Origin of the sequence: Glutamicibacter sp. B1 (genome assembly GCF_039602135.1) — a bacterium.
GTDB lineage: Bacteria > Actinomycetota > Actinomycetes > Actinomycetales > Micrococcaceae > Glutamicibacter > Glutamicibacter ectropisis.
Genome location: NZ_CP125942.1, coordinates 3,109,387 through 3,130,965, shown reverse-complemented (window position 1 = coordinate 3,130,965; position 21,579 = coordinate 3,109,387). Strand labels below are relative to the sequence as shown.

Sequence of the window (21,579 nt, the reverse complement as noted above, 5' to 3'; positions counted from 1 at the left end):
TCGAATTCTATTTTCCTGCCTTGAAAGTGCCTGCGGAACTCTGCTGTGCAAGAGACTCCAACAGCATGGAAAGTCCTAGCTCAAAGGTCACACGGGATCGGTTGCTATCGGCTAAATCGGCTTCTAATGCTTCCTTGAAATAGTGCGAAGATTCTGGTCCGGACTCCCATACAACTTCTGGTGCAGCTGCGTCTAAGGCAGAACCGAGGACGAAAGAATCGATGATGGTGATGGCTTGGAGGCGACGCTTGGGATCAAAGCCTGCCAGTGCGAAAGCCTCGGCCAGGGCATCGTAGACACGCAATGTGGTGCTATCTCTGACCGTGTGGCTGGTAAGTAGGGGGATAAGCCGTGGGTGCTCGGAATAGGACGTCCAGTATTCGGTGGCAATGGCTTCGACAGCTTCTTGCCACGTGACCTGCTGCAAGTTTGGAAGCTGAATCTGCGCCATGGCTCGCCCGCGCATCAGCTCGATAATTTCTGCCTTGCCCTGAACATGGTTGTAGAGCGATGATGCGGATACTGAGAGCTCTTTAGCTAGAAGCGGGAGGGTGAACTCTCCATGCGCGTCCACGAGTTTGAGTGCAGCATCAGCAATTGAAGTGGTGCTGAGCTTGGGCTTGGAAGGCCTGGCCATGAATTCCCCTCATACTTCGAAGTCTCTTGACATGAGCATACACAAATTAAACGAAAGTCATTCGTTAAAACTCTTGATTTCGTTGCGCCCATCCGTCTATCGTAAAAACGAATAGCATTCGTTTATTGTCGTAAAGGAACATCATGCAAGAAATACTGGCCCTCAATCCACCGGTCTCCCCGGCACGCGTCGACGATGCCGAACGTGGCACGCTCACCGTAGCTCTGGTCCAGCATCGCTGGCATGAAGACCCGGCAGCAACTGAAGCCAAACTAGAAGAAGGCATCAAGTCTGCAGCCAAGCACGGCGCCAAAATTGTCTTCCTGCCAGAACTCACGCTGAGCAAATACCCGGCCTTCGAAATCCCTGAGGCGACAGAAGCTGATGCCACCGCCGAAGACCTGATGACGGGCAAGACCTTCAGCTTTGCCAAGAAAATGGCCGAGAAATACGACATTCACGTACACATCTCGCTGTTCCGCAAAGCCCCTGCGCAGGACCGGCTCGGGCTTAATACCGCGATCATCGTTTCGCCCAGCGGTCAGCTGGTAGCCGCTACCAACAAACTGCATATTCCGCGCACCGCGGGCTACTACGAGGACAAGTACTTCCGTGAAGGACCCAACGAAGATCCATACCCGGTACACCGTGTAGCAGAACTGGGCGATATTGCCATGGGCCTACCGACCTGCTGGGACGAATGGTTCAGCGAACCACCGCGCATCTACTCGCTGGCCGGAGCCGACCTCTTGGCCTACCCCACGGCCATCGGCTCTGAGCCGGACCATCCCGACTTTGATACCGAACCCCTTTGGCGCCAAACCATCATCGGCAATGGTATCGCCAATGGCCTATTCATGGTGGTCCCCAACCGCTGGGGCGACGAAGGAGCGCTCACCTTCTACGGTTCCTCCTTCATCTCCGACCCCTACGGTCGCATCCTCGCACGTGCCCCACGCGATGAATCCGCGGTACTGGTAGCCACACTGGACTTGGACGCACGCCGTGACTGGCTCACCCTCTTCCCGTTCCTGCGTACCCGCAGGCCAGAAACCTACGGTGTCATGGGCGAAGCCCGCAACGATTCCGGCCTAGGTGAACGGAGCACCAGCAATGTCTAAGTTCTTTATGCCTGCAGAGACCGAAGCCCACGAACGCATCTTCATGGCCTTTCCTACCAGCGGCTACACCCTAGGGGATACCGAAGAAGAAGCCGAAGCTGCCAGAAACACCTGGAGCCAAGTGGCCAAAGCCATCGCCACCTTCACCCCGGTCACCATGGTGGTCGACCCATCGGCCCATGCTGATGCCCGCCGGCATCTCGGTGACGCGGTGGACTACTTGATCCATGAACTCGACGACGCATGGATGCGCGATATCGGACCCACCTTCGTGCGCACCGCAGAAAATACCCTGGCCGCCGTGAACTGGAACTTCAACGGATGGGGTGCTCAAAGCTGGGCCAGCTGGGAGAAAGACCAGCTCATTGCAGGCCACCTTGTGCAGTACACGGCAGTGCCAGAAATCCGCGCCAACATCACCAACGAAGGCGGGGGAATCCACGTCGACGGTGAAGGTACCATCCTGGCCACCCGAAGTGTGCAGCTGGATCCAGAGCGCAACCCGGGCGCCACCGCAACACAGATTGAGGAAGAATTCTCCCGAGTACTGGGCACCAGCAAGGTCATCTGGTTAGACCGCGGATTGACTCGTGACAATGAAGAATTTGGCACCCGCGGACACGTGGATATTGTGGCTTGTTTTGCTGCTCCCGGCGTAGTGCTCTATCACGATCAACAGAACCCAGAACATCCGGACTTCCTGATCTCCCAAGAAGTCAGAGAACGCCTCGAAGAATCCACCGATGCGAAAGGTAGAAAACTCAAGCTCATTGCCGTACCGGCACCGCAGGTACTGCGCGACGAGGAAGGTTGGGTGGACTATTCCTACATCAACCATCTAGTCACCAATGGCGGGGTGATCGCCTGCGCTTTTGATGACCCCAACGATGAGCAGGCAGCACGGATCCTTGCCGAGGCCTATCTTGGCCGCGAAGTGATCAGCGTTGATGCCCGCGAACTCTTCGCCCGCGGTGGCGGTATCCACTGCATTACCCAGCAATTGCCACGCCGCTAGCCCAGCCCAATCCCTGCTCCATGCACACCGTGTCAACAACGTCATGAACTGTCGACTAACGTAATAGTTGGTAATCAACAAAGACGTGGAGGCAGTGTGGAGCAGGGCGTGCAACTAGCGGCGGTGATTTCGCTGGCGGCAGCGGTATTTGTCGGAGCATCCACACAACGCATTTCCGGAATGGGTTTTGCGCTGGTCGCCTCACCGTTCTTGGTCATGGTGCTCGGGCCGCACGAAGGAATCACCCTAGTCAACCTCCTCGGAGCGTGCAGTAGCCTACTGATTTTCCTGCAGGTCTTTCGGGATGTGGAATACAAAAAAGTAGCACTGATCCTGATTCCCGCCATGCTGATGACTCTTCCAGGAGCATGGGTGGCAGCACGAGTGGACGGTCCTTGGCTCTCCATTGGTATCTCCGCCATGGTGATCCTGGCGCTGGTCTCCAGCTTCCTGATCCGAAACCTTCCGGCGGCCCAAGGCAAAGGACTAGCCATAGGTGCCGGAGCGGTCTCCGGATTTATGTCGGTGACCGCCGGAGTCTCCGGACCAGCCATCGCCGGATACGCCGTAGCCAGTCGTTGGCCCCAAGCGAAGTTCGCGGTCTCCGTGCAACTGTATTTCCTCGTACTATCCAGTACCTCGCTGCTAGCCAAGGGCGGCTTGCCACACCTGCAGCTCAGCCAATGGGTCGCCTGCTTCGCAGCGATGCTAGTCGGTATTCTCCTCGGCAATTTTCTGGCACCAAAAATCCCAGCTAAGTACAGCAGGGCCTTTGTGGTGCTAATTGCCTTTGCCGGAGCCCTAAGCCTGATGGTCGAAGGCATCACCGCGCTCGCCGGCCGCTAAGGCGAAATTTCGGCCCATAGAGCACTGCCAACGTCAATGAGAGAATGGGGTACGTGCCCTACCAGTATCCCGAAGTCACGCTCAGCCGCCGCGTCACCGAACTCGACATTGAACGTCGCGCGCTCTGGGCTGGACTCCTCTGCTCCGTTTTCGGTCTGACCGTCGGCCTCATATTTTTCGCCGGTGAACGCCCTGCACTTTTTGGGCGTTGGTCGGTGGGACTGGTTTCATCCGTGTGCGGTGGTACCGCTGCGGCAATGAGTAGTGCCTATGCCTTCCGCGCCATCCTGCGTTACCGCGAACCATGGTTGCGGCGCATCCCTACCTGGCGACAACTACTGACCGCGCTAGGCCTCGTCCTGGTGCACGTGGCCAGCTCGGTGATGATGATTCTGGTGCTCTTCCACCTGTTTCAACGAGCCTTTTTCGGGCTGCATCTCGATGTTCTGGCCGGTTCACTGGCCGTGAGTGCGGTCACCGGATTGACGGCGTACCTTTGCCTGGTGGCCACGGCGCGCACCAGCGCAGAAACCCTCTCGGTGGTTTTGGGAATCTTCATGGCCTCTGGCGTCCTGATCAGCATGTTGCTCGCCGAAGAACAACAGTGGTGGCGCAGCATGTTCTCCTTCTTGGGCACCACGCAGGCAGGTCGTGGATCATTCTGGACCTTTAATCTGACCCTGATTATTTCCGGTTTGGTGCTCGCAGCCTTTACCGAGTTCCTCACCCGAGACCTCGTTCTGTTATCGCGGACCTATCGTTGTCGCCCGGCACTGCGCAGATACAAGCTGGCCAGGAAGTTGCGCCCGCGCCCACGGGTAGTGCGCTGGTGTCTCGTGGTCGTCGCCACCGCGATTGTCGGCATTGGCCTGGTGCCGGTGAACGTTTCCCCACAAGTGCATTCCGGTTTTGTGCAGTTAGCTTCAGCCGCCATGATCATCCTTCTGATGGGCACCGCAGTCTTACTTCCGGGGTACCCTGCCGTTTTCCACCTGATGTCTTATGCTGCCGTGGGTGCAGTGTGGGTTGCTTTCGTACTTTGGCAGGACTGGTCCTACTACAATCTGACCGGTTTTGAATTGGCGGTGGTCGCCATCATGTTCTCGTGGATTTCGGTGTTTATCCGAACCACCTCGGCGATGACCCGCGATCGTGAAGAGCGGAATCAAAGCAGAATATCCCAAGATCATCCCTTGCCACATCGTTCCTAATATCCGTCAAAAGACTGAGGACGTGACCCCATCAGGGTCGGTAGCCTGTAGGCATGCTGATCTCAGAAAAGCTCTACTTACTGATGGCCAACAAGTACCAAAAGCCTGAAGCAGTCATGTCAGCTGCCGGCTTTGGAATGAACGCTGCAGTTTTATCTGACTTGATGATTGCCGGCCGAGTGACCTTAAACGAAGACGCGGATTCTCAGCTTCAGCTCATTGGTGCCGGGCCCTGTGCTGATCCGGTATTGGCGGCCCCGCTAGAAAAGTTGGAGAAACGAGCGGCGACTTCTTTGGGCGCTGCGGTGAAGATACCGTCGTTATGCAATGTCCGTCTCGTCACCGACTCCTTAGCTAAACAAGGCATTGTCGAATATGGTTCGCGAACGATGCTCGGTCTTGGTAAGGAACGCGTTCACGTGCTCAATGATCAGATCGAACGTCAGATACGTACCGATCTTTCCGCTGAAATTCAGGGGGAGCGCAGCGCACGCATCAGTGATTCTGCGGTGCTCTCGATACTGCAGGCCATGGGAATTGCGCAGCAGGTATTGGCCGACGAGCTCGCACCGATCGGTGCGAGCCAGGCACAAGAACGTCTTGCACAAATTGCTCAGGAGTCCCCAGCAATCGATGCTGCTCAGCGCGCCGTGGCAAAGATGAATGCCATCATTACCAACGAGCGGGTCATTCCACCGGCCTCCACCGGTCTCAAGGGCTAGCGTTTCAGGAGTTCGAACGCCCCGCATTTGTTTTGGTACCTCGATATTTCGGGGTGATAACAAGCAGGACTCAGATTGGGTGCCGGCACGGTTCTTCCGTGCGACTTTCACCGTTCGCCATGTAGTGGCATTGATTCTCTGGTCAGTATCTGTTTCTGCAGAGGGGCTGCATCCTGCGTTGCCTAGAGACAAGATTCGAGTCCATTGAGAGCCAGGCAAATGACTTCGCACTATTTAGGGAGAGCGGAGACGGGAAAAGAGCTCCGTAGAGGTATCAAGAATATAACCTTTATGTCCACCTGTTGAATTAAAGCGGTGGGTGACACAAACTGGCTGAGCCTACGACCGTATGCAACGACGCATGCGGCACGAGAAGGGAATCAGCATGAACAAGAAAACACGGACACTAGTTTCTGCAGCCAGTGCGCTGGCCGTAGCCATCTCCGTAAGTATGCCTGCATCGGCGGCGCCTGCTCAGAATCAACGCTCCACGTGGATGTCTGGCGAAGTGGCACAAATCGGTGAGATTGCGGGCATGGATGGGAACTCGCACCTCATCGGTTTTTCGGGCAAAACCGACGGCTTCTCAGACTTTTCGGTGACGAACTTCGATTGTCCCGAAGGTCAACTACCATCATGGGATCCGGAAAGCGGTTGCGAAATAGTTGGCAGTCTGGGCATGTATGGCTACGACCTGACAGTCAACATCAGCAAGAATCTCTCGCGCGGAACGATCTCGGGAATAGTCCGGGTCTACGAGGGGGATACCGAGTCGGGTGATCCGATCTGGGGTGAAGCTCGGGACGTAAATATCACCATGAAGGCCACCGGAAAAATGGTGGTCACCAAGGATAAGCAAGACGGATACACCCGAACTGACAAGGAGCGTCCGGCGGTAACAACCAGCGGTCAGGTCGGTGAATTCGATGTCACCGGGGCCGAAGGCAGCATCGTGCACGTGAAGGAATCCTATAAGGATTAAGGATTGGCTCCCAACGGTGCTGCGCCGCCGATAGACTTCGGTGTAGCACCGTTGGCGCGTGCCCAAACTCACCGCCACTACTGCCCTGAAACATGAAACAATAGGTAGTAATGACTTCCAGCGATTCCACCACACTCACCGCCGTTGAGCGCAAGGCACTGCGTACCGAGCAGGCCGCTGCTCAGCGTGCCCAGCAGCTGCGCATTTCGAAATCTCGCGCCGAAGCCGAAGGCCGTTCGCAGGTAATCCCGACCGCCGAAGGTTGGAAGCAGGAGATGGGCGCCGATGGCCGCCCCGAACTGCAGTTCTCCACCAAGCGCCGCGTCTCGCAGCCACCTAAGCACCTTGCCGACCTCACCCTTGCTGAGCGTCAGGCAGAACTGAAGGCGCTAGGCCTTCCAGCATTCCGTGCCAAGCAGCTTTCAACCCACTACTTCCAGCACTACACCACCGACCCTGAGAAGATGAGCGATCTTCCCAAGGAGCGTCGTGGGGAACTAGTCCAGGCGATGTTCCCGAAGCTGCTCACCGAGGTGAAGCGTCTCGAGACCGATGATGGCAAGACCATCAAGTTCCTCTGGCGTCTATTCGACGGCTCGTTGGTCGAGTCTGTGCTGATGCGTTACCCCAACCGCATCACCCTGTGCATTTCTTCGCAGTGTGGTTGCGGTATGAACTGCCCATTCTGCGCCACCGGACAGGCAGGTTTGACCCGCAACATGTCCACCGCGGAGATCTTGGACCAGATCGTTCAGGCTAACCGCGTGATCGCCGAAGGTGGTCTGGGTGGTCAGAAGCATCCAGACGAGCGCGTAGGCAATATCGTGTTCATGGGTATGGGTGAGCCACTGGCTAACTACAAGCGCGTCATGAACGCCGTGCACCGCATGGTTGCCGAAGCCCCAGAAGGCTTGGGCATGAGCGCCCGCGGCATCACCGTTTCCACCGTCGGTCTGGTTCCTGCCATTCGCAAGCTGGCCGACGAGAATGTCCCGGTCACCTTCGCTTTGTCCCTTCACGCGCCTGATGACGAGCTACGTGATGAATTGATCCCAGTGAACTCACGCTGGAAGGTTGATGAAGCGCTGGATGCAGCCTACGACTACTACGTGAAGACCGGTCGTCGCGTATCCATCGAGTACGCACTGATCAAGGACATGAACGACCACGAGTGGCGTGCAGAAATGCTTGCCAAGAAGCTCAACGCCCGTGGTCGCGGCTGGGTCCATGTGAACCCGATTCCGCTGAACCCAGTGCCAGGTTCCATTTGGACCCGTAGCGAGTCGGATATTACCTCGAAGTTCGTTCGTCGCCTAGATGAGCTAGGGGTTCCGACCACGCTGCGCGATACCCGCGGCAAGGAGATCGACGGCGCCTGCGGTCAGCTGGCCGCCGACGGCGACAAATAACAAACACAAAAATCGGGGCTCAGTTAAAAACTGGGCCCCGATTTTTCGTTAACTACAGCTTGTTGGGTGTGCCTTCGAGCTCATCTACGCGTTGGTGTTGCGCACTGCTGCGGTGTAGCGGCGCTCAAATTCGGCGGCGCTTACCAATTCTCGTTCTACACGGAATGACGACTCTGGGATCCCTAGAACCGCGGCGATGAGAGTTCGCGTGTAACTGGAGATCTTGCGTGATTTGCGGGTGCAGGTGACCTGATCAATTTCTGGAACCCAGATGTTCCACCAGCCGCCTTCTTTGCCGACGATTGCTTCAAATACTTTTTGTTCGCTCACTGTCGCGTCCTTTGAATCCCGAAATTAACACTGGCTGACTCTGGAACCAAACAGGTTCGAGTACCTACAGATCATTATCTGATACCAGTCTGCTGATTTTCTTTGGTTCTCACAATGACGTGGGGTGATATTTGTCGGTTGTTGGTCAGTCGTGTAACGAACAAGAAAACAAAAGGCGCGAGCTATTTACCTCACATGGGATAGATGTGATACTGATATATCAGATACATTGTTAGCTTCGTCACAAAGGGTTTTCGTGAGCAGTCAAACCTCAGCGCAAGATCTTTCGACCACAGGCAAGTCCGGCAGAACCCGGCGGGTCCTCACCTATGCTGGAGCGATCATTGCGTTCCTCATCGGTTCGGGATTCGCCACGGGCCAAGAAATTCTGCAGTACTTCACCTCCTATGGCTATGCAGGAGTCTTCGGAACCGGCCTCCTAGTTCTAGTGCTGATGGGCTACGTTGCAGTTGAGTTCTTTGTCGTGGGACAAGCCAAGAAATTTGAAAAGCCATCAAGGATTTTCCACTACTACAGCGGGAAATATTTGGGCACCTTCTTCGACTACTTCTCCATTCTGTTCGTCTTCTTGAGCTTCACCGTGATGGTTGCCGGTGCCGGAGCAGTTTTTGAAGAGCACTATGGAATGTCCAAATTTGTTGGTGGCATTGGACTGGCCATCGTGGTGGGGCTCAGCGTCTGGTTCGGCCTGAAAAACCTGGTGGATGTCATCGGCAAAATCGGCCCATTGATTGTGGTGGTGGCAATCAGCCTCGGACTATTAGGGATCCTGCGCAACCCAAGTGGAATCGCAGAAGGTCAAGCCTTGCTGCCGACACTAGATCTGACTCAAGCATCCACCAACTGGTTCATGTCGGGCCTGTCCTACGTAGGTTTCTGCATGTTGTGGTTGGCTGCCTTCTTGACCGCCTTGGGCAAAACGGCCCGCAACCGAAAAGAAGCAGTGGCTGGTGCTCTGACCGGTTCGACCGTCTTCTCACTTGCCTGCGTCATTGTTGGCTTGGGTCTGTTGGCCAACATTACTCGGGTGGGCGGAACTGAGATTCCAATGCTGGTCTTGGCTAAGGACATCAGCCCGGTCCTTGCGGCAGGTATCTCCGTGATGATTTTGGCCGGAATCTACACCACTGCCGTGCCACTGCTTTGGACCGTCTCTTCACGCTTCTACTCGGATAAGACCAAGGGCTTCAAATACCTCACCGTCATTCTGGCAATCCTGGGAACGGTCATTGGTTTGATGCTGCCGTTCTCTCAAATGGTCAACCTGGTCTACGTCATCAACGGCTATGTTGGAACGCTGTTGCTCGTGCTGATGCTGGTCAAGACCGTGATGCGGGCGGTGCGTCGACAGCCGGTGTAAGTGCGAGGTACGAGCTGGGACGGCCGGGTAGCATTAGAGATTCAAACTTGGGTGAGTGAGATCGAGTCGAGCAATGCTTCACCCGGCCGTGCGGGCCCACCGCGCCAGTATCGTAGCGAGGACAAAGAGTGCAGGTATCTCAACGCGCCAAGGTTGCACCATTCGAAGTGATGCAGATTGTCGAGCGAGTTTCGCAGATGCGCGATGCAGGCCATGACGTCATTTCCTTATGCGTGGGAGAACCCGGCGGGGGAGCGCCAGCAGCAGTCAACACTCTGGCGGCCCAACTGCACACGGAGGGCGCGGACCTCGGGTACACGGCGACCGCTGGTCTGCCTGAGATCCGTCAGGCGCTTGCCGATCATTATCGTGATGCCTATGGGGTGCAGATTCCTGCGGAAAACTTTGTCATGACTACCGGTTCCTCCGGCGCATTCCAGCTTGCGTTCCTCGCAGCCTTTGATGCCGGAGACGTGGTGGCGTTGGCCCGTCCTGGCTATCCCGCCTATGCCAATATCCTGCGTGCCCTCGGACTTAAAGTGCTGGACCTGCCCACCACGGCAGAAACGAGATTCCAACCAACCATTGAGCATCTGGAACAGGCCAAAAAAGAGCACGGGCGCCTCGACGGTCTGGTGATTGCTTCACCGAATAATCCCACCGGCACCATGTTTAGTGCCGAGGAATTAGAACAACTGGCCCAATGGTGCGAAAGCAACGGCGTTCGCTTGATTAGCGACGAGATCTACCACGGCATCGAATTCGATGCCACGCGACGTGGGCACACTTCATGGGAGTTCTCGCGCACGTCCATCGTGGTCTCTTCCTTCTCTAAATATTGGGGCATGACAGGGTGGCGTCTTGGTTGGATGGTCGTTTCCGAGGACCTGTTGCCTGCCGTAGACGCTCTGGCCTCAAACCTTGCCTTGTGTGCTCCTGCACCGGCGCAACGTGCAGCTGTGGCGGCTTTTGCAGCACAGAGTGTCGAAGAAGCGAATGACCGGGTGGCCGAGTTTGCCCGCACACGAGAACTGGTGTTGCAACGCCTGGATCATCTGGGAATCATTCAGGCTGCCCCAGCTGATGGAGCGTTTTATCTGTACGGCCGGTTGGCCAACGAGGTGCTGGAACATTTTGGTTCGGCTTCTGAATTCTGCCGAGCCGTGTTGGAGCAGGCTCATGTGGCATTGACTCCGGGCGGTGACTTCGATCCGTTTGAGGGCCATCTGTATATTCGGCTGTCTTTTGCCGCCGGTTACGAGCGTGTGGCTGAAGCCCTGGAGCGGGTGGATGCGTTTTTGCGCCGAAGCCTGGCAGGAGAGTAGAAGTCCACAGCTCGCCACATATTCTCTGAGTAGAAGACGGCGGTGGCCCAAGGTGGGTAGCGAGGCAAGTTGATCAGCTGGCCTCGCTACTGTCTTTTAAGGAGCCATGATGCCGCAATTACCTCGTCCCGTGATTCACGAATGTCTGCCTTGCTACCTGTATCGCGTGGCAGGGGAAACTCGCTGCGATGGAAGTCTGAGGGGACTTAGCTTTTATCGCGATGAATCTGCGCCGAGGGCCAGCGCTCTTGAGAGGAAAGTGCGATTGCTCGGGGGATTTTGCGATTGCGAAGTGCTGCTGAACGTAGTTCGACCGGCCACGACTGAGGCCATACGCCTCATTGATGCAGGGGAAGATTTGGTCTGTAAAGGAGTACGCCGCGGCACAATCCAACCTTGCGAGAATTGGTTGATGCGCCGCGGCGTACAGTGGGGTGGCGGACGTTTTAGCCGCCGAAGTGCTTAGAAACTAGTCTTCGATGTTCTTGCTTGGCTTACGTGCTTTGATTAGCTCAACACCGATCGGGATCAAGGAGATGAGAACAATCAGGATGAAGATAATGTCGATGTTCTTTTCGATCCAGCTGAACTGACCCAACCAGAAGCCCAAGAGCGTGACGCCGATACCCCAGAGGGCGGCGCCAATCAGGTTGAAGCTGATGAAGGTCTTGTGGTCCATCTTGGCGACACCGGCGATGACCGGAACGAAGGTTCGAACCACCGGTACAAAGCGGGCCAAGATGACTGCACGGCCACCAAACTTTTCGAAAAATTCGTGGGCTCGTTCAACATTCTTTTGCGAGAAGAATCGCGATTCGGGTTTGTTGAAGATGGCTGGGCCACTTTTTCTACCGATGAAATAGCCCGTCTGATCTCCGGCGAAAGCGCAAATGAAAATGGCCAACGCGAAGAGCCATAGTGGCACATGGATGGTGCCCGTAGCGATGAGCATGCCGACTGTGAACAGCATCGAGTCGCCCGGGAGGAAGAACCCGACCAGCAAGCCGGTTTCGGCGAAGACGATAAGGCAGACCAGCGCAACAACCCATGGGCCAAGGTCAGGGTTGTTGAGGAATACTGCTGGGTTCAGCCAGTCGGGCAGGAACGCGGCGCCGATGGTCGGCGGGGCGTAATCCGTCACAAAGGAAAGAAAAGAAGATTGATCTAGCACAGGAAAAATCCTACGGGATATGACTGTGAGTTTCCCATAGGGATAACCAGCAGGTCATGAGTCCTATGAGCTGATCACAAGGGCAAAAAATGACATTTCGTTCGTTGACTCGCAGTGATGTGCTCCGCGCCCATCAAACTCGAGTTCTTTTCCCGCCAGCATGAAAACCGCAAGCTGTTGCCAAGGTCACAATAGTTGTAAAGGTTCAAGCCAGATGGTTGTTTTACTGCAACTACCTTGCTGAACCCATGACAACGGTCATGGTCAGATCATGACATTCTGCTCTTTTGGTGGCCACCGGGAAGTTGAATGATTGAAGTATGGAAACGCTGATGAAAACCGACGCCATATCGCTGTCGACAGTGAAGAAAACATTTGTTGCTAAACACGCCAAAGTTGAGGCAGTCAAAGGGATCAACCTGCAGATTGCCCAAGGACAAATCGTAGCGTTACTCGGGCCCAACGGGGCTGGAAAGACCACCACGGTGGACATGATCCTCGGACTGACCCAGCCCTCCGCGGGAACAGTGCACGTTTTAGGACAATCTCCGCGCCAAGCTATATCTTCCGGCCAAGTATCAGCGGTCCTGCAAACCGGTGGACTCTTACGCGATTTGACGGTGCAAGAAACCGTCAAGGTCATCGGAACGATGCACGGACGAGCCGACCGTGTCCGAGAGGTCATGGAGCGCACCGGACTCACAAAAATCGCAAAACGAAGGGTGGGTAAGTGCTCCGGGGGAGAGCAGCAACGCATCAAATTTGCCCTCGCTCTTTTGCCGGATCCAGATGTACTGATCTTGGACGAGCCCACGGCTGGTATGGATGTGATGGCCCGCCGTGACTTCTGGCAAACGATGCGCGCCGAAGCAACGGGCGGCCGAACTATCATCTTTGCCACGCACTATCTCGAAGAAGCACAGGCCTTCGCCGAACGTACCGTGCTGATGAGTCAGGGAAGAATCGTTGCCGACGGAGCCACCGAAGAATTGCGGCATTTGATCAACGGCAGATCCATCAGCGCCACTTTCTGTTCTGAAGCCGATGCCCAACAAGCCCTGGGATTTGATGAGTCCATCGTGCTGACCGAACAACAGGGACTGCGATATCACTTCCAGTGCACCGACTCTGACCAGTTCGCCCTAGCTCTCTTGCAACAGTACCGGGGCCGAGACATCGAAATCTCTTCCCCCAGCCTAGAAGACGCTTTCATTCAACTCACCAAGGACGCATCATGATGGCAACCTATATCCAAGTTGAATTTGCTCGGCACTTTCGCGATGGATACAACCTTGTTTTTGCTCTACTCCTCCCGGCGGCCATGTATATCCTTTTTGGCAATATTCCTAGCTACACGGAATCAGATTTGGGAGCGGGAAACGTCAAGTTTTATCTCATGATCTCCATGGCCGCCTATGGTGCGGCCGTCAGCACGGTGTCCATCGCGGGAACCGTAGCCACTGAAACCATGCAGGGTTGGGGCCGGCAGATTGCCATAACTAAGATGCCGCCAGCCGTGTTTGTTGGAAGCAAGATGATCGTTGCTGCCACCGTTGCAGGTGTATCTGCCGCCATCGTTTTCGCCTTGGGAGCACTGACCGGGGCCACGGTGAACGAGTCGTGGATTTGGGGCGTTAGCTATCTGATCATCTTGATCGGTGCCATGGTCTTTGCTTGCTACGGCATTGGCGTGGGTATGGCTTTCAAGTCCGAATCTGCATTGGGCCTGGCGACGGGGCTCATGGTGTTCTTCGCCTTCTTCGGAAATGTGTTTATGCCTCTGGAAGGAACCATGCTTGATATCGCCCGGTTTACGCCGATGTTTGGCTACGTCGCCTTGGCCCGTTACCCGTTGCTCAAAGATATTCCGGAAGGAACTGAGATGGCTCCGGACCCAATGTGGATGATGACAACTAATCTAGTGCTATGGGCAATGATCTTCGCAGTCTTTGCGGTACTCGCTACGCGCAGGGCCAAAGCACGTCAATGAGTAGATGCCAGCCCAGCGCTCTAGAGGATGAGCAACAGTTCTGGAATCGCTGGGGCTGGCTCATGTCTGGGGTGTGGGTTGTCTTCTTGATCTTCCCGATTTTGGACTTGATCAACAACCCATACCCGGAGCCGGTGCGAGTTGCCGGGCTCATGCTTGTGGCAGTTTTTGCCGCGGTGTATCTGCACGCTTACGCCAAATACTCGTGGGCTGTGGGACAAGGCGGCACCAAGCAGATTCCGGCACTGATCAGTTTCGCGGTGTTGATACTGATTCTTCTGCTTGCGATGATCGCTACAGGAATTGGTGCCCTGAGCCTCATTCCGTTTATCACCTCGTTCGCGGCTTTCCTGTTGACCAGGCCCTGGACCATAGCGACCTACGCCGGGGCCGTGTTGATCTGTCTCTTGCTGCCATTGCTGCTTGGTCAGTTCATTGATGCGCTGTTTATCATCGGACTAAATTTTGTTCTGATGGTCGTCTACGTGATTACCGTGGAAGCAATTACTCGGGGTGTAGCAGCCGAAGAAATGCGCGCCGACTATCTGCTCGTTGCCGAACAAGAGCGAGTTGCCCGCGATGTTCATGACGGAATTGGGCATTCGTTAACTGCGCTCAACCTTAAAGCGCAGCTAGCCATGCGATTGCTCGATGCCCAAGAATACGATCGTGCTCGCACGGAAATGCAGCAGTTATCCGACTTGGCAGTGCAGGCCTTGGACTCTGTACGAACCACAGTTCAGGGGCTGAATCGGCAGGATCTTGAGGCGGAACTTGCCGAGTTGCGAAGAGCTTGCCAAGACAATGATCTGAATTTCACCGTGGTGGGAGACCCGGCTTCAATCCCTGTGCGATGGCGCTCGCATACCGCATGGATCTTGCGCGAAGCGCTCACCAACGTCTTACGCCATGCACACGCCAGTTCGCTGCGTATAGTTTTTGATAAATCCTTCGTAGGCATCGACGATGACGGAGACGGATTGGGTGTCAGCGAGGCAGGCCACGGGATCAGGGGAATGCAAGAAAGAGCCAAACAAATCGGCGCCACCGCAACGGTTGAAGCTTCATCACTAGGTGGCACCCGGGTCCAACTGACTTTTGACGGCAACTCACAGGAGACTCAGTGATTAGGGTATTGATCGCTGACGATCAACATTTGGTGCGTAGCGCACTGGCGGCATTGCTGAATCTGGAAGTCGACCTTGAAGTTGTCGCTCAATGTGCCGATGGCGATGAGGTGCCCTCAGCCCTAGCCTTGCACAAAGTGGATGTTGCTCTGGTGGATATTCAGATGCCTCGGCTTGATGGATTGAGTCTTGCGCAGCAGCTGAGCCAGACCCACCCCGAAGTGAAAGTGCTGGTCTTGACCACCTTTGATCGTCCTGGATATTTTCGGCAGGCTTTTGAAGCTGGGGCTAGTGGTTTCCTCGTTAAGGATGCGCCGCCAGAGGACTTGGTCTCGGCAATCCGTAAGGTGTACGCCGGGGATAAGATCATTGATCCGCAACGAGCAATGCTTAGCGTTGAAACTCAGCGCAATCCGTTGACCGATCGTGAACGTGAGATTTTGGCTCATGCGGCCAGTGGTGCACCGGTCTCGCGTATCGCTGCTTTGGTGCATCTGTCCGTGGGGACCGTACGCAACCACCTATCAAACGCCATCGGCAAAACGAATACCGCGAATCGGATTGAAGCTGCCCGAAAAGCTCGCGAACAGGGGTGGATCTAACGGGTGGCGAAGTGGGTGATTAGACCGATCACCCACACCGATGAGGCGAGTAGAACGCATCCGAACTCCACCACAATCCCAAGTCCCAGCGCCTTCAGGGCTGCCCATGATGAGCTGAATGCACCGGAGAGTTCTCGACGTCGTACGCTTTCACCAGCGAAAAGCCCCACTGCGAAACCGATAAAAAGTCCTACAACCGGGATGATAAACGCCCCAGCGATGGCACCGATAACAGCAAAGAGGATGGAGCCCTTGGGAACCTGATGCTCCTTGAGTTTCCTTCCGGTGAGTACCGCCGAAGCCGACCATCCCGCGAGGGCAATGGCCATGCCGATGCCAGCAGTCCACCACGACGCCGTCGAGCCGAGTAACCAGCCCCACGCCAGTAACGTGCCGATGGTCAGCAACGATCCTGGGAGCACCGGAAAAATCGTGCCCAAGGCCGAAATAACTAGCAGTATCCCAGCAAGAATCGTGTAAATAATCTGTGTATCCACTCACCCAGTGTGGCACGGTGAGCGGCAATGTTGGCGCTAACTGTTGACATGTATCTCAGGCTATTTATGCTGCCTTGGAAAACGGTCGCACGGTGATTGTGGGGAGTCATCATGTATTTGGGGGCAAAAGACGCCGATTCAAAGGCATTGGTATCAAGTGATGAACCAGAGACTCAATCTTCTCGTTCATGCGAATAAAGAATACTTTTTCTGGCAATGAAGTCTCCAATAAAGAGTGGGATTCTTGGATTACGATGCTCAGAAAACAAATCTTTCCGCTAGATCTCCTAGTGGGTGGGAGATAATTCTCTGCCGCCATATTTTTCTGCGAAGAAATTAACATAAAAGAAAATTCTCTAGACCTCTTCCCAGTCCAAAATGTTAGCGCTAACATTGTGAGCACCGACACATGTATCCCGCAGTCGGAACAATTCACTCGACAGTCGGCGGGGACCCACGAGAAGGACATCTCAATGAAGCGAAAGACCTTTTTACGCGCAGGAATTGCAACGCTCTCCGTTGCCGCGATGGCTGCACTGAGCGCATGCTCGGGCTCATCATCCAGCGAATCAGCTGATAACGGTTCGGGCTCCGACACCATCGCTATCGGCTTCTCCCAGGTAGGCGCCGAATCTGGCTGGCGTGCAGCTAACACCAAGGACATCCAAGACACACTGACCGAAGAGAACGGGTTCAAGCTCAGCTTCTCCGATGCTCAGCAGAAGCAAGAAAACCAGATTCAGGCCCTACGCTCCTACATCGCCCAGGGCGTTGACGTCCTGGCATTCTCGCCAGTGGTTGAGACCGGTTGGGACGCTGTGCTTCAGGAAGCAAAGAACGCCAACATCCCAGTGATCCTCACCGACCGTGCGGTAGACACCGCAGATGACTCCCTCTATGAGTCATTTATCGGTTCTGACTTCGTCGAAGAAGGCCAGCGCGCTGGTCAGTGGGTGGCCGATAACTTCAAGGATGAGGAACTGAAGGTCGTCGAGCTGCAGGGCACCACCGGTTCTGCTCCAGCTATCGACCGTAAGGAAGGATTCGAAAAGGCCATCGCTGGCACCGATATCAAGGTTGTGGACTCCCAGACCGGTGACTTCACTCGTGCCGGTGGCAAGCAGGTTATGGAAGGCTTCCTGAACTCGCACGATGACATCGACCTCGTTTTTGCCCACAACGATGACATGGGCCTAGGCGCTATCGAAGCTATCGAAGCAGCAGGTAAGAAGCCAGGCGAAGACATCAAGATCGTCACCATCGACGCAGTCAAGGACGGCATGCAGGCACTGGCTGACGGCAAGATCAACTACATCGTTGAATGCAACCCGCTGCTCGGTGCAGACCTGGCAGAAGTTGCCAAGAAGGTCGTAGCCGGTGAATCGGTGGAGAAGCGCATCGTCGTTGAAGACGCCGCCTTCACCCAGGAAGAAGCCGAAAAGGCCTTGCCAGATCGCAAGTACTAATCGCTAAAACACTCAAGCCGGCGGACGGTTTTTACCGTGCGCCGGCTCATCACTAAGTGGCAGTTCACGCACCCATAGAGGCATGTTAATGATCGCATCAGAACCTCAGCAACGGCCCAGCACCGCCGATGCTCCCGAACCTCAAGCAACCCATCCGGTGGTTCAGATGACCGGAATTTCAGTAGAATTTCCCGGTGTCAAAGCGCTGGATAACGTTGATTTCCGACTATTTCCTGGTGAAATCCATGCCCTTATGGGAGAAAACGGCGCAGGAAAATCTACCCTGATTAAAGCGCTGACCGGAGTGAACTCCCTTTCTGGTGGAAGCATCACGGTCAATGGCACCTCAACCCGTTTTAATGGACCGGCAAATGCCCGCGAACACGGCATCTCCACGGTGTATCAAGAAGTAAATCTCTGCACCAACCTCACCGTCGCCGAAAACATCATGCTCGGCAACGAGCCACGACGCTTCGGTGGCCTGGACTGGCGCAGCATGCGCCGCCAAGCCACGGTATTCCTCAAGAGGATGGGCCTGAATATCGACCCAGGTAGCTCCTTGGGGTCCCACTCACTGGCCGTCCAGCAACTGGTTGCGATCAGCCGCGCCATGGTGGTCGACGCCAAGGTTCTCATCCTCGACGAACCGACCTCGTCACTGGATACCGACGAAGTGCAGCAGTTGTTCACCGTCATGCGGCAACTGCGCCAAGATGGTGTGGCCATCCTGTTTGTCTCGCACTTCCTCGACCAGATTTATGCGGTTTCGGACCGCATCACCATCCTGCGCAACGGCAAACTTGTCCAAGAACGCTTCACCCGTGAACTGCCCCAACGCGAATTGGTGTCCCTGATGATCGCCGGCACCTCGGATGCCCAGGTGGGCCAGGCGGTAGCGCGAAACACCAATAATTCGCGCGCCGAAGACGCAAAACCACTACTACAGGCTGTGGGCTTGGGCCGTAAAGGTGCGGTACAACCGTTCAACCTGGATCTGTACGCCGGCGAAGTCATCGGCATGGCAGGGCTTTTGGGATCGGGCCGTACCGAACTGGCCCGACTGCTCTACGGCGCCGACAAAGCCGACGAAGGAACCATCCAACTTGGCGGGGCGAAAACCAAACTGCGCACCCCGCGCCAAGCCCTGGGACACAAGATCGCTTACACCTCTGAGGACCGAAAAGGCGAGGGCGTGGTCGGGGACTTGAGCGTGGCCGAGAACATCATCTTGGGATTGCAAGCGGCCCGAGGCTGGACCCGCCCACTGCCAGCCACCAAGGCTTCGCAGATCGTTGATGCCTATATCAAGGCCCTGGGAGTGCGACCAGCAAACCCCAACGCACTATTAAAAAACCTCTCGGGAGGCAACCAGCAAAAAGTCTTGCTGGCACGCTGGTTGGCTACCGCACCCAAACTACTGATCCTCGACGAACCAACACGTGGAATCGACATTGGCGCCAAAACCGAAATCATGAACCTGGTGTCAGAACTTGCCGAACAAGGAATGTCGTTGGTGTTCATTTCCGCCGAACTAGAAGAAGTCCTGCGCCTTTCGGACCGCATCGTTGTCATGCGAGACCATGCCAAGGTCGCCGAACTTCCAAGGACACCTGACGTGGATGTACCACGCCTCATTGAAATCATCGCCACTGGGGAAGAAACGAAATGACCCGCATCTATAAACACCGGCTGTTCTGGCCGTTGGTCGCGCTGGCCGCACTGTTGCTCGCCTGCACCATTAAACGACCAGACATTTTGGGCATCACCGTATTGGACGGACACCTCTTTGGTGCACCCATCGACATTCTGCGCAATAGCGCGCCACTACTGCTGGTCTCCCTAGGCATGACCCTGGTCATCGCAACCCGCGGTATCGACCTATCCGTGGGCGCAACGGTGGCCATCGCCGGCGCCGTAGCACTGACCTTTATCGCCAGCTCCGATCACCCCGCCTCCGTCGGGACAGCACTGGGCGCCATCATCGTGGCCCTGGGACTGTGCTTCATCTTGGGCTGCTTTAACGGCATGCTAGTCGCGAACTTCGGCATCCAACCCATCATCGCGACCCTGATCCTGATGACCGCCGGACGTGGTGTGGCCATGCTGATCACCAATGGTCAGATCACCACGGTGGCCAGCGCACCCTTTAGCACTTTGGCCTCCGGCTTCCTCCTAGGACTACCCGTTGCTGCCATCATCGCCTACGGCGTGTACCTCGTGGTGGCCCTGCTGGTCCGCCGCACCGCACTGGGTATGCTGCTCGAAGCTGTCGGAATCAACCCCGAAGCTAGCCGACTGGCCGGGGTCAAATCAAAAACCCTGGTGTTCACCGTCTACGCCCTGTGCGCCCTGCTCTCAGGTTTGGCCGGACTGATTTTTGCGGCCAACACCATGGCCGCCGACGCCAATAACGCTGGACTCTTTATCGAGCTGGACGCCATCTTGGCAGTAGTCATCGGCGGAACTTCACTGGCCGGTGGCAAGTTCAACCTCTCGGGCACCCTGGTCGGCGTACTGATCATTACAACCCTGAGCCTGACCGTTACGGTCTTGGGAATTTCCCCGCTGGTGACCTCGCTTTTCAAGGCCATCGTGGTCATCGCAGTCACCCTGATGATGTCCACCCGCTTGCGCACCATGCTGGCCGGACTACGTGAACGCCGTCGCTTCCAGGAGGTTTCCGCATGAGCACCGCAACCGCCACCATCGCCAAGAGTGCATCCCGCAAACTCTCGCTCGATCGCCGCTACCTTCCGGTGTTAGGCACCATCATTGTGTTCCTGTTGATGCTGGTCATCGGCGGGGTACGCTACGAGAACTTCCTTTCACCCGCTGTCATCTCCAACCTGTTCATTAACAACGCGCACCTGATCGTCCTCGCCACCGGAATGACCTTCGTTATTCTCACCGGCGGTATTGACCTGTCGGTCGGTGCAGTCTTGGCCCTATCCTCGGTCATTACAGCAACCCTGCTACAAGCCGGTGTTCCGTTGATTCTCGTCTTGCCGATCGCACTGCTGGCCGGGTCCATCATCGGTCTGGGCATGGGCGTAATGATCCAATACTTCGACGTGCAACCCTTCGTTGCGACCCTGGCCGGAATGTTCCTAGCCCGCGGGCTTTGCTTCATCTTCGCCCCGGAATCGGTGCCGATCCGCGATGAAGGGTTCATTGCCATCACCAACTGGGGCTTGAACACCGGACGCTGGCGGATCACCGCCGCGGTGGTCATCGCCCTGATCGTGGTCGCCTGTGCCTGGTGGATCTTGCACCGCACCCGCTTTGGCCGCACGGTCTACGCCGTCGGCGGTGGTGAAAGCTCAGCAACCTTGATGGGTTTGCGCGTGGCACGCACCAAGGTCACCGTGTATGTCATTTCTGGAACCTGCGCCTCACTCGGTGGCATTCTCTTCGCGATGTTCTCCCGCTCCGGTTATGCACTGACCGGTGTCGGCATGGAACTTGATGCGATTGCCGCCGTGGTGATTGGCGGAACGCTGCTGGTGGGCGGCATGGGATTTGTGCTCGGCTCCGTGGTTGGCGTCATGGTTTTGGGCCTGATCCAGACGATCATCACCTTTGAAGGAACGCTCAGTTCCTGGTGGACCAAGATCGTTATCGGTGTTTTGTTGCTGATCTTCGTGATCCTGCAAAGAATACTTTCCCTACGGCGAACCTAAGTCCGTAGTGAAAAGGTTCAGGGTTCGGCATTACCGTGCCGAACCCTGAAACATATCCAGCCGCTGT

22 protein-coding genes are annotated in these 21,579 nt (G+C 55.9%); 18 read left to right on the top strand and 4 right to left on the bottom strand.

Annotation, left to right across the window (positions count from 1 at the left end; all coding sequences use genetic code 11):
- Positions 1-7: 7 nt before the first annotated feature.
- Entirely contained in the window at positions 8-637 is a 630-nt protein-coding gene (locus QMQ05_RS14665; protein WP_345471200.1) for a TetR/AcrR family transcriptional regulator, read from the bottom strand.
- A gap of 143 nt (positions 638-780) precedes the next feature.
- Between QMQ05_RS14665 and QMQ05_RS14660 the strand changes: the two genes are divergently transcribed.
- The 7 genes from QMQ05_RS14660 to rlmN all read left to right on the top strand — a co-directional run bounded on the left by QMQ05_RS14660 (position 781) and on the right by rlmN (position 7,943).
- Positions 781-1,758, top strand: coding sequence for a nitrilase-related carbon-nitrogen hydrolase (locus QMQ05_RS14660; protein ID WP_345471198.1), 978 nt, complete (start codon positions 781-783; stop codon positions 1,756-1,758).
- The gene (locus QMQ05_RS14655) at positions 1,751-2,773 is read left to right on the top strand and encodes an agmatine deiminase family protein (protein ID WP_345471195.1); all 1,023 of its coding nucleotides are present in this window, start codon (positions 1,751-1,753) and stop codon (positions 2,771-2,773) included. The genes QMQ05_RS14660 and QMQ05_RS14655 overlap by 8 nt, the downstream gene beginning before the upstream one ends.
- A 96-nt stretch (positions 2,774-2,869) precedes the next feature.
- A complete protein-coding gene (locus QMQ05_RS14650) occupies positions 2,870-3,619 on the top strand; it encodes a sulfite exporter TauE/SafE family protein (RefSeq protein ID WP_345471193.1) in 750 nt (249 codons plus the stop codon).
- A gap of 53 nt (positions 3,620-3,672) precedes the next feature.
- Positions 3,673-4,830, top strand: coding sequence for a hypothetical protein (locus QMQ05_RS14645; protein ID WP_345471191.1), 1,158 nt, complete (start codon positions 3,673-3,675; stop codon positions 4,828-4,830).
- Between the two features lie 53 nt (positions 4,831-4,883).
- The gene (locus QMQ05_RS14640) at positions 4,884-5,552 is read left to right on the top strand and encodes a GOLPH3/VPS74 family protein (protein ID WP_345471189.1); all 669 of its coding nucleotides are present in this window, start codon (positions 4,884-4,886) and stop codon (positions 5,550-5,552) included.
- Positions 5,553-5,937: 385 nt separating this feature from the next.
- Positions 5,938-6,534, top strand: coding sequence for a hypothetical protein (locus QMQ05_RS14635; RefSeq protein WP_345471187.1), 597 nt, complete (start codon positions 5,938-5,940; stop codon positions 6,532-6,534).
- A 110-nt stretch (positions 6,535-6,644) separates the two neighbouring features.
- Positions 6,645-7,943, top strand: a complete 1,299-nt coding sequence (rlmN, locus tag QMQ05_RS14630) for a 23S rRNA (adenine(2503)-C(2))-methyltransferase RlmN (protein WP_345471185.1) — start codon at positions 6,645-6,647, stop codon at positions 7,941-7,943.
- 84 nt (positions 7,944-8,027) lie between these two features.
- On the opposite strand, the gene QMQ05_RS14625 is transcribed toward rlmN, so the two are convergent.
- Positions 8,028-8,273 carry a hypothetical protein gene (locus tag QMQ05_RS14625; RefSeq protein WP_058255666.1) on the bottom strand — a complete coding sequence of 82 codons (246 nt, stop codon included), beginning with the start codon at positions 8,271-8,273 and terminating at the stop codon, positions 8,028-8,030.
- A gap of 256 nt (positions 8,274-8,529) precedes the next feature.
- Here QMQ05_RS14625 and QMQ05_RS14620 point away from each other — a divergent pair, with 256 nt between their 5' ends.
- From QMQ05_RS14620 to QMQ05_RS16960, 3 genes are all read left to right on the top strand, one after another.
- Positions 8,530-9,654: a YkvI family membrane protein gene (locus QMQ05_RS14620; protein WP_345471182.1), complete on the top strand. Its 1,125-nt coding sequence runs from the start codon at positions 8,530-8,532 to the stop codon at positions 9,652-9,654.
- 128 nt (positions 9,655-9,782) lie between these two features.
- Positions 9,783-10,979, top strand: coding sequence for a pyridoxal phosphate-dependent aminotransferase (locus tag QMQ05_RS14615; protein WP_345471180.1), 1,197 nt, complete (start codon positions 9,783-9,785; stop codon positions 10,977-10,979).
- Positions 10,980-11,085: 106 nt separating this feature from the next.
- Complete coding sequence (locus QMQ05_RS16960) at positions 11,086-11,445, top strand: DUF2695 domain-containing protein (protein ID WP_350340389.1); 360 nt, start codon at positions 11,086-11,088, stop codon at positions 11,443-11,445.
- Between the two features lie 3 nt (positions 11,446-11,448).
- Here QMQ05_RS16960 and QMQ05_RS14610 read toward each other — a convergent pair whose 3' ends face one another.
- Positions 11,449-12,150, bottom strand: a complete 702-nt coding sequence (locus QMQ05_RS14610; protein WP_345471178.1) for a DedA family protein — start codon at positions 12,148-12,150, stop codon at positions 11,449-11,451.
- A 320-nt stretch (positions 12,151-12,470) separates the two neighbouring features.
- On the opposite strand from QMQ05_RS14610, the gene QMQ05_RS14605 reads away from it, so the two are divergent.
- Genes QMQ05_RS14605 through QMQ05_RS14590 form a run of 4 tightly spaced genes read left to right on the top strand, consistent with a single transcriptional unit; the run spans position 12,471 to position 15,869 of the window.
- Complete coding sequence (locus tag QMQ05_RS14605) at positions 12,471-13,388, top strand: ABC transporter ATP-binding protein (protein WP_345471176.1); 918 nt, start codon at positions 12,471-12,473, stop codon at positions 13,386-13,388.
- Complete coding sequence (locus QMQ05_RS14600) at positions 13,385-14,140, top strand: ABC transporter permease (RefSeq protein WP_058255655.1); 756 nt, start codon at positions 13,385-13,387, stop codon at positions 14,138-14,140. The genes QMQ05_RS14605 and QMQ05_RS14600 overlap by 4 nt, the downstream gene beginning before the upstream one ends.
- Positions 14,137-15,267 (top strand): sensor histidine kinase, encoded by a 1,131-nt coding sequence (locus tag QMQ05_RS14595; RefSeq protein ID WP_345471171.1) that lies wholly within the window; start codon positions 14,137-14,139, stop codon positions 15,265-15,267. The genes QMQ05_RS14600 and QMQ05_RS14595 overlap by 4 nt, the downstream gene beginning before the upstream one ends.
- Entirely contained in the window at positions 15,264-15,869 is a 606-nt protein-coding gene (locus QMQ05_RS14590; RefSeq protein ID WP_345471169.1) for a response regulator transcription factor, read from the top strand. Before QMQ05_RS14595 ends, QMQ05_RS14590 begins: the two co-directional genes overlap by 4 nt.
- Here the strand turns inward: QMQ05_RS14590 and QMQ05_RS14585 are convergent.
- Positions 15,866-16,366 carry a DUF456 domain-containing protein gene (locus QMQ05_RS14585; protein WP_345471167.1) on the bottom strand — a complete coding sequence of 167 codons (501 nt, stop codon included), beginning with the start codon at positions 16,364-16,366 and terminating at the stop codon, positions 15,866-15,868. The two genes, QMQ05_RS14590 and QMQ05_RS14585, sit on opposite strands and share 4 nt — an antisense overlap.
- A 473-nt stretch (positions 16,367-16,839) precedes the next feature.
- Between QMQ05_RS14585 and QMQ05_RS14580 the strand changes: the two genes are divergently transcribed.
- From QMQ05_RS14580 to yjfF, 4 genes are all read left to right on the top strand, one after another.
- Positions 16,840-17,832 carry an ABC transporter substrate-binding protein gene (locus QMQ05_RS14580; RefSeq protein ID WP_345471165.1) on the top strand — a complete coding sequence of 331 codons (993 nt, stop codon included), beginning with the start codon at positions 16,840-16,842 and terminating at the stop codon, positions 17,830-17,832.
- Positions 17,833-17,920: 88 nt separating this feature from the next.
- Positions 17,921-19,501, top strand: coding sequence for a sugar ABC transporter ATP-binding protein (locus tag QMQ05_RS14575; RefSeq protein WP_434063152.1), 1,581 nt, complete (start codon positions 17,921-17,923; stop codon positions 19,499-19,501).
- Positions 19,498-20,520, top strand: coding sequence for an ABC transporter permease (locus QMQ05_RS14570; protein ID WP_345471162.1), 1,023 nt, complete (start codon positions 19,498-19,500; stop codon positions 20,518-20,520). Before QMQ05_RS14575 ends, QMQ05_RS14570 begins: the two co-directional genes overlap by 4 nt.
- Entirely contained in the window at positions 20,517-21,512 is a 996-nt protein-coding gene (yjfF, locus tag QMQ05_RS14565) for a galactofuranose ABC transporter, permease protein YjfF (protein WP_345471160.1), read from the top strand. Before QMQ05_RS14570 ends, yjfF begins: the two co-directional genes overlap by 4 nt.
- Positions 21,513-21,579: the final 67 nt, after the last annotated feature.

Bases quoted from the DNA above. Each gene is read 5' to 3' on its own strand.
- QMQ05_RS14655 (WP_345471195.1), top strand. From the start codon at position 1,751: ATGTCTAAGTTCTTTATGCCTGCAGAGACCGAAGCCCACGAACGCATC.
- QMQ05_RS14660 (WP_345471198.1), top strand. From the start codon at position 781: ATGCAAGAAATACTGGCCCTCAATCCACCGGTCTCCCCGGCACGCGTC.
- QMQ05_RS14635 (WP_345471187.1), top strand. From the start codon at position 5,938: ATGAACAAGAAAACACGGACACTAGTTTCTGCAGCCAGTGCGCTGGCC.
- QMQ05_RS14600 (WP_058255655.1), top strand. From the start codon at position 13,385: ATGATGGCAACCTATATCCAAGTTGAATTTGCTCGGCACTTTCGCGAT.
- rlmN (WP_345471185.1), top strand. From the start codon at position 6,645: ATGACTTCCAGCGATTCCACCACACTCACCGCCGTTGAGCGCAAGGCA.
- QMQ05_RS14605 (WP_345471176.1), top strand. From the start codon at position 12,471: ATGGAAACGCTGATGAAAACCGACGCCATATCGCTGTCGACAGTGAAG.
- QMQ05_RS14570 (WP_345471162.1), top strand. From the start codon at position 19,498: ATGACCCGCATCTATAAACACCGGCTGTTCTGGCCGTTGGTCGCGCTG.
- QMQ05_RS16960 (WP_350340389.1), top strand. From the start codon at position 11,086: ATGATGCCGCAATTACCTCGTCCCGTGATTCACGAATGTCTGCCTTGC.
- QMQ05_RS14665 (WP_345471200.1), bottom strand. From the start codon at position 637: ATGGCCAGGCCTTCCAAGCCCAAGCTCAGCACCACTTCAATTGCTGAT.
- yjfF (WP_345471160.1), top strand. From the start codon at position 20,517: ATGAGCACCGCAACCGCCACCATCGCCAAGAGTGCATCCCGCAAACTC.
- QMQ05_RS14575 (WP_434063152.1), top strand. From the start codon at position 17,921: ATGATCGCATCAGAACCTCAGCAACGGCCCAGCACCGCCGATGCTCCC.
- QMQ05_RS14640 (WP_345471189.1), top strand. From the start codon at position 4,884: ATGCTGATCTCAGAAAAGCTCTACTTACTGATGGCCAACAAGTACCAA.
- QMQ05_RS14580 (WP_345471165.1), top strand. From the start codon at position 16,840: ATGAAGCGAAAGACCTTTTTACGCGCAGGAATTGCAACGCTCTCCGTT.
- QMQ05_RS14595 (WP_345471171.1), top strand. From the start codon at position 14,137: ATGAGTAGATGCCAGCCCAGCGCTCTAGAGGATGAGCAACAGTTCTGG.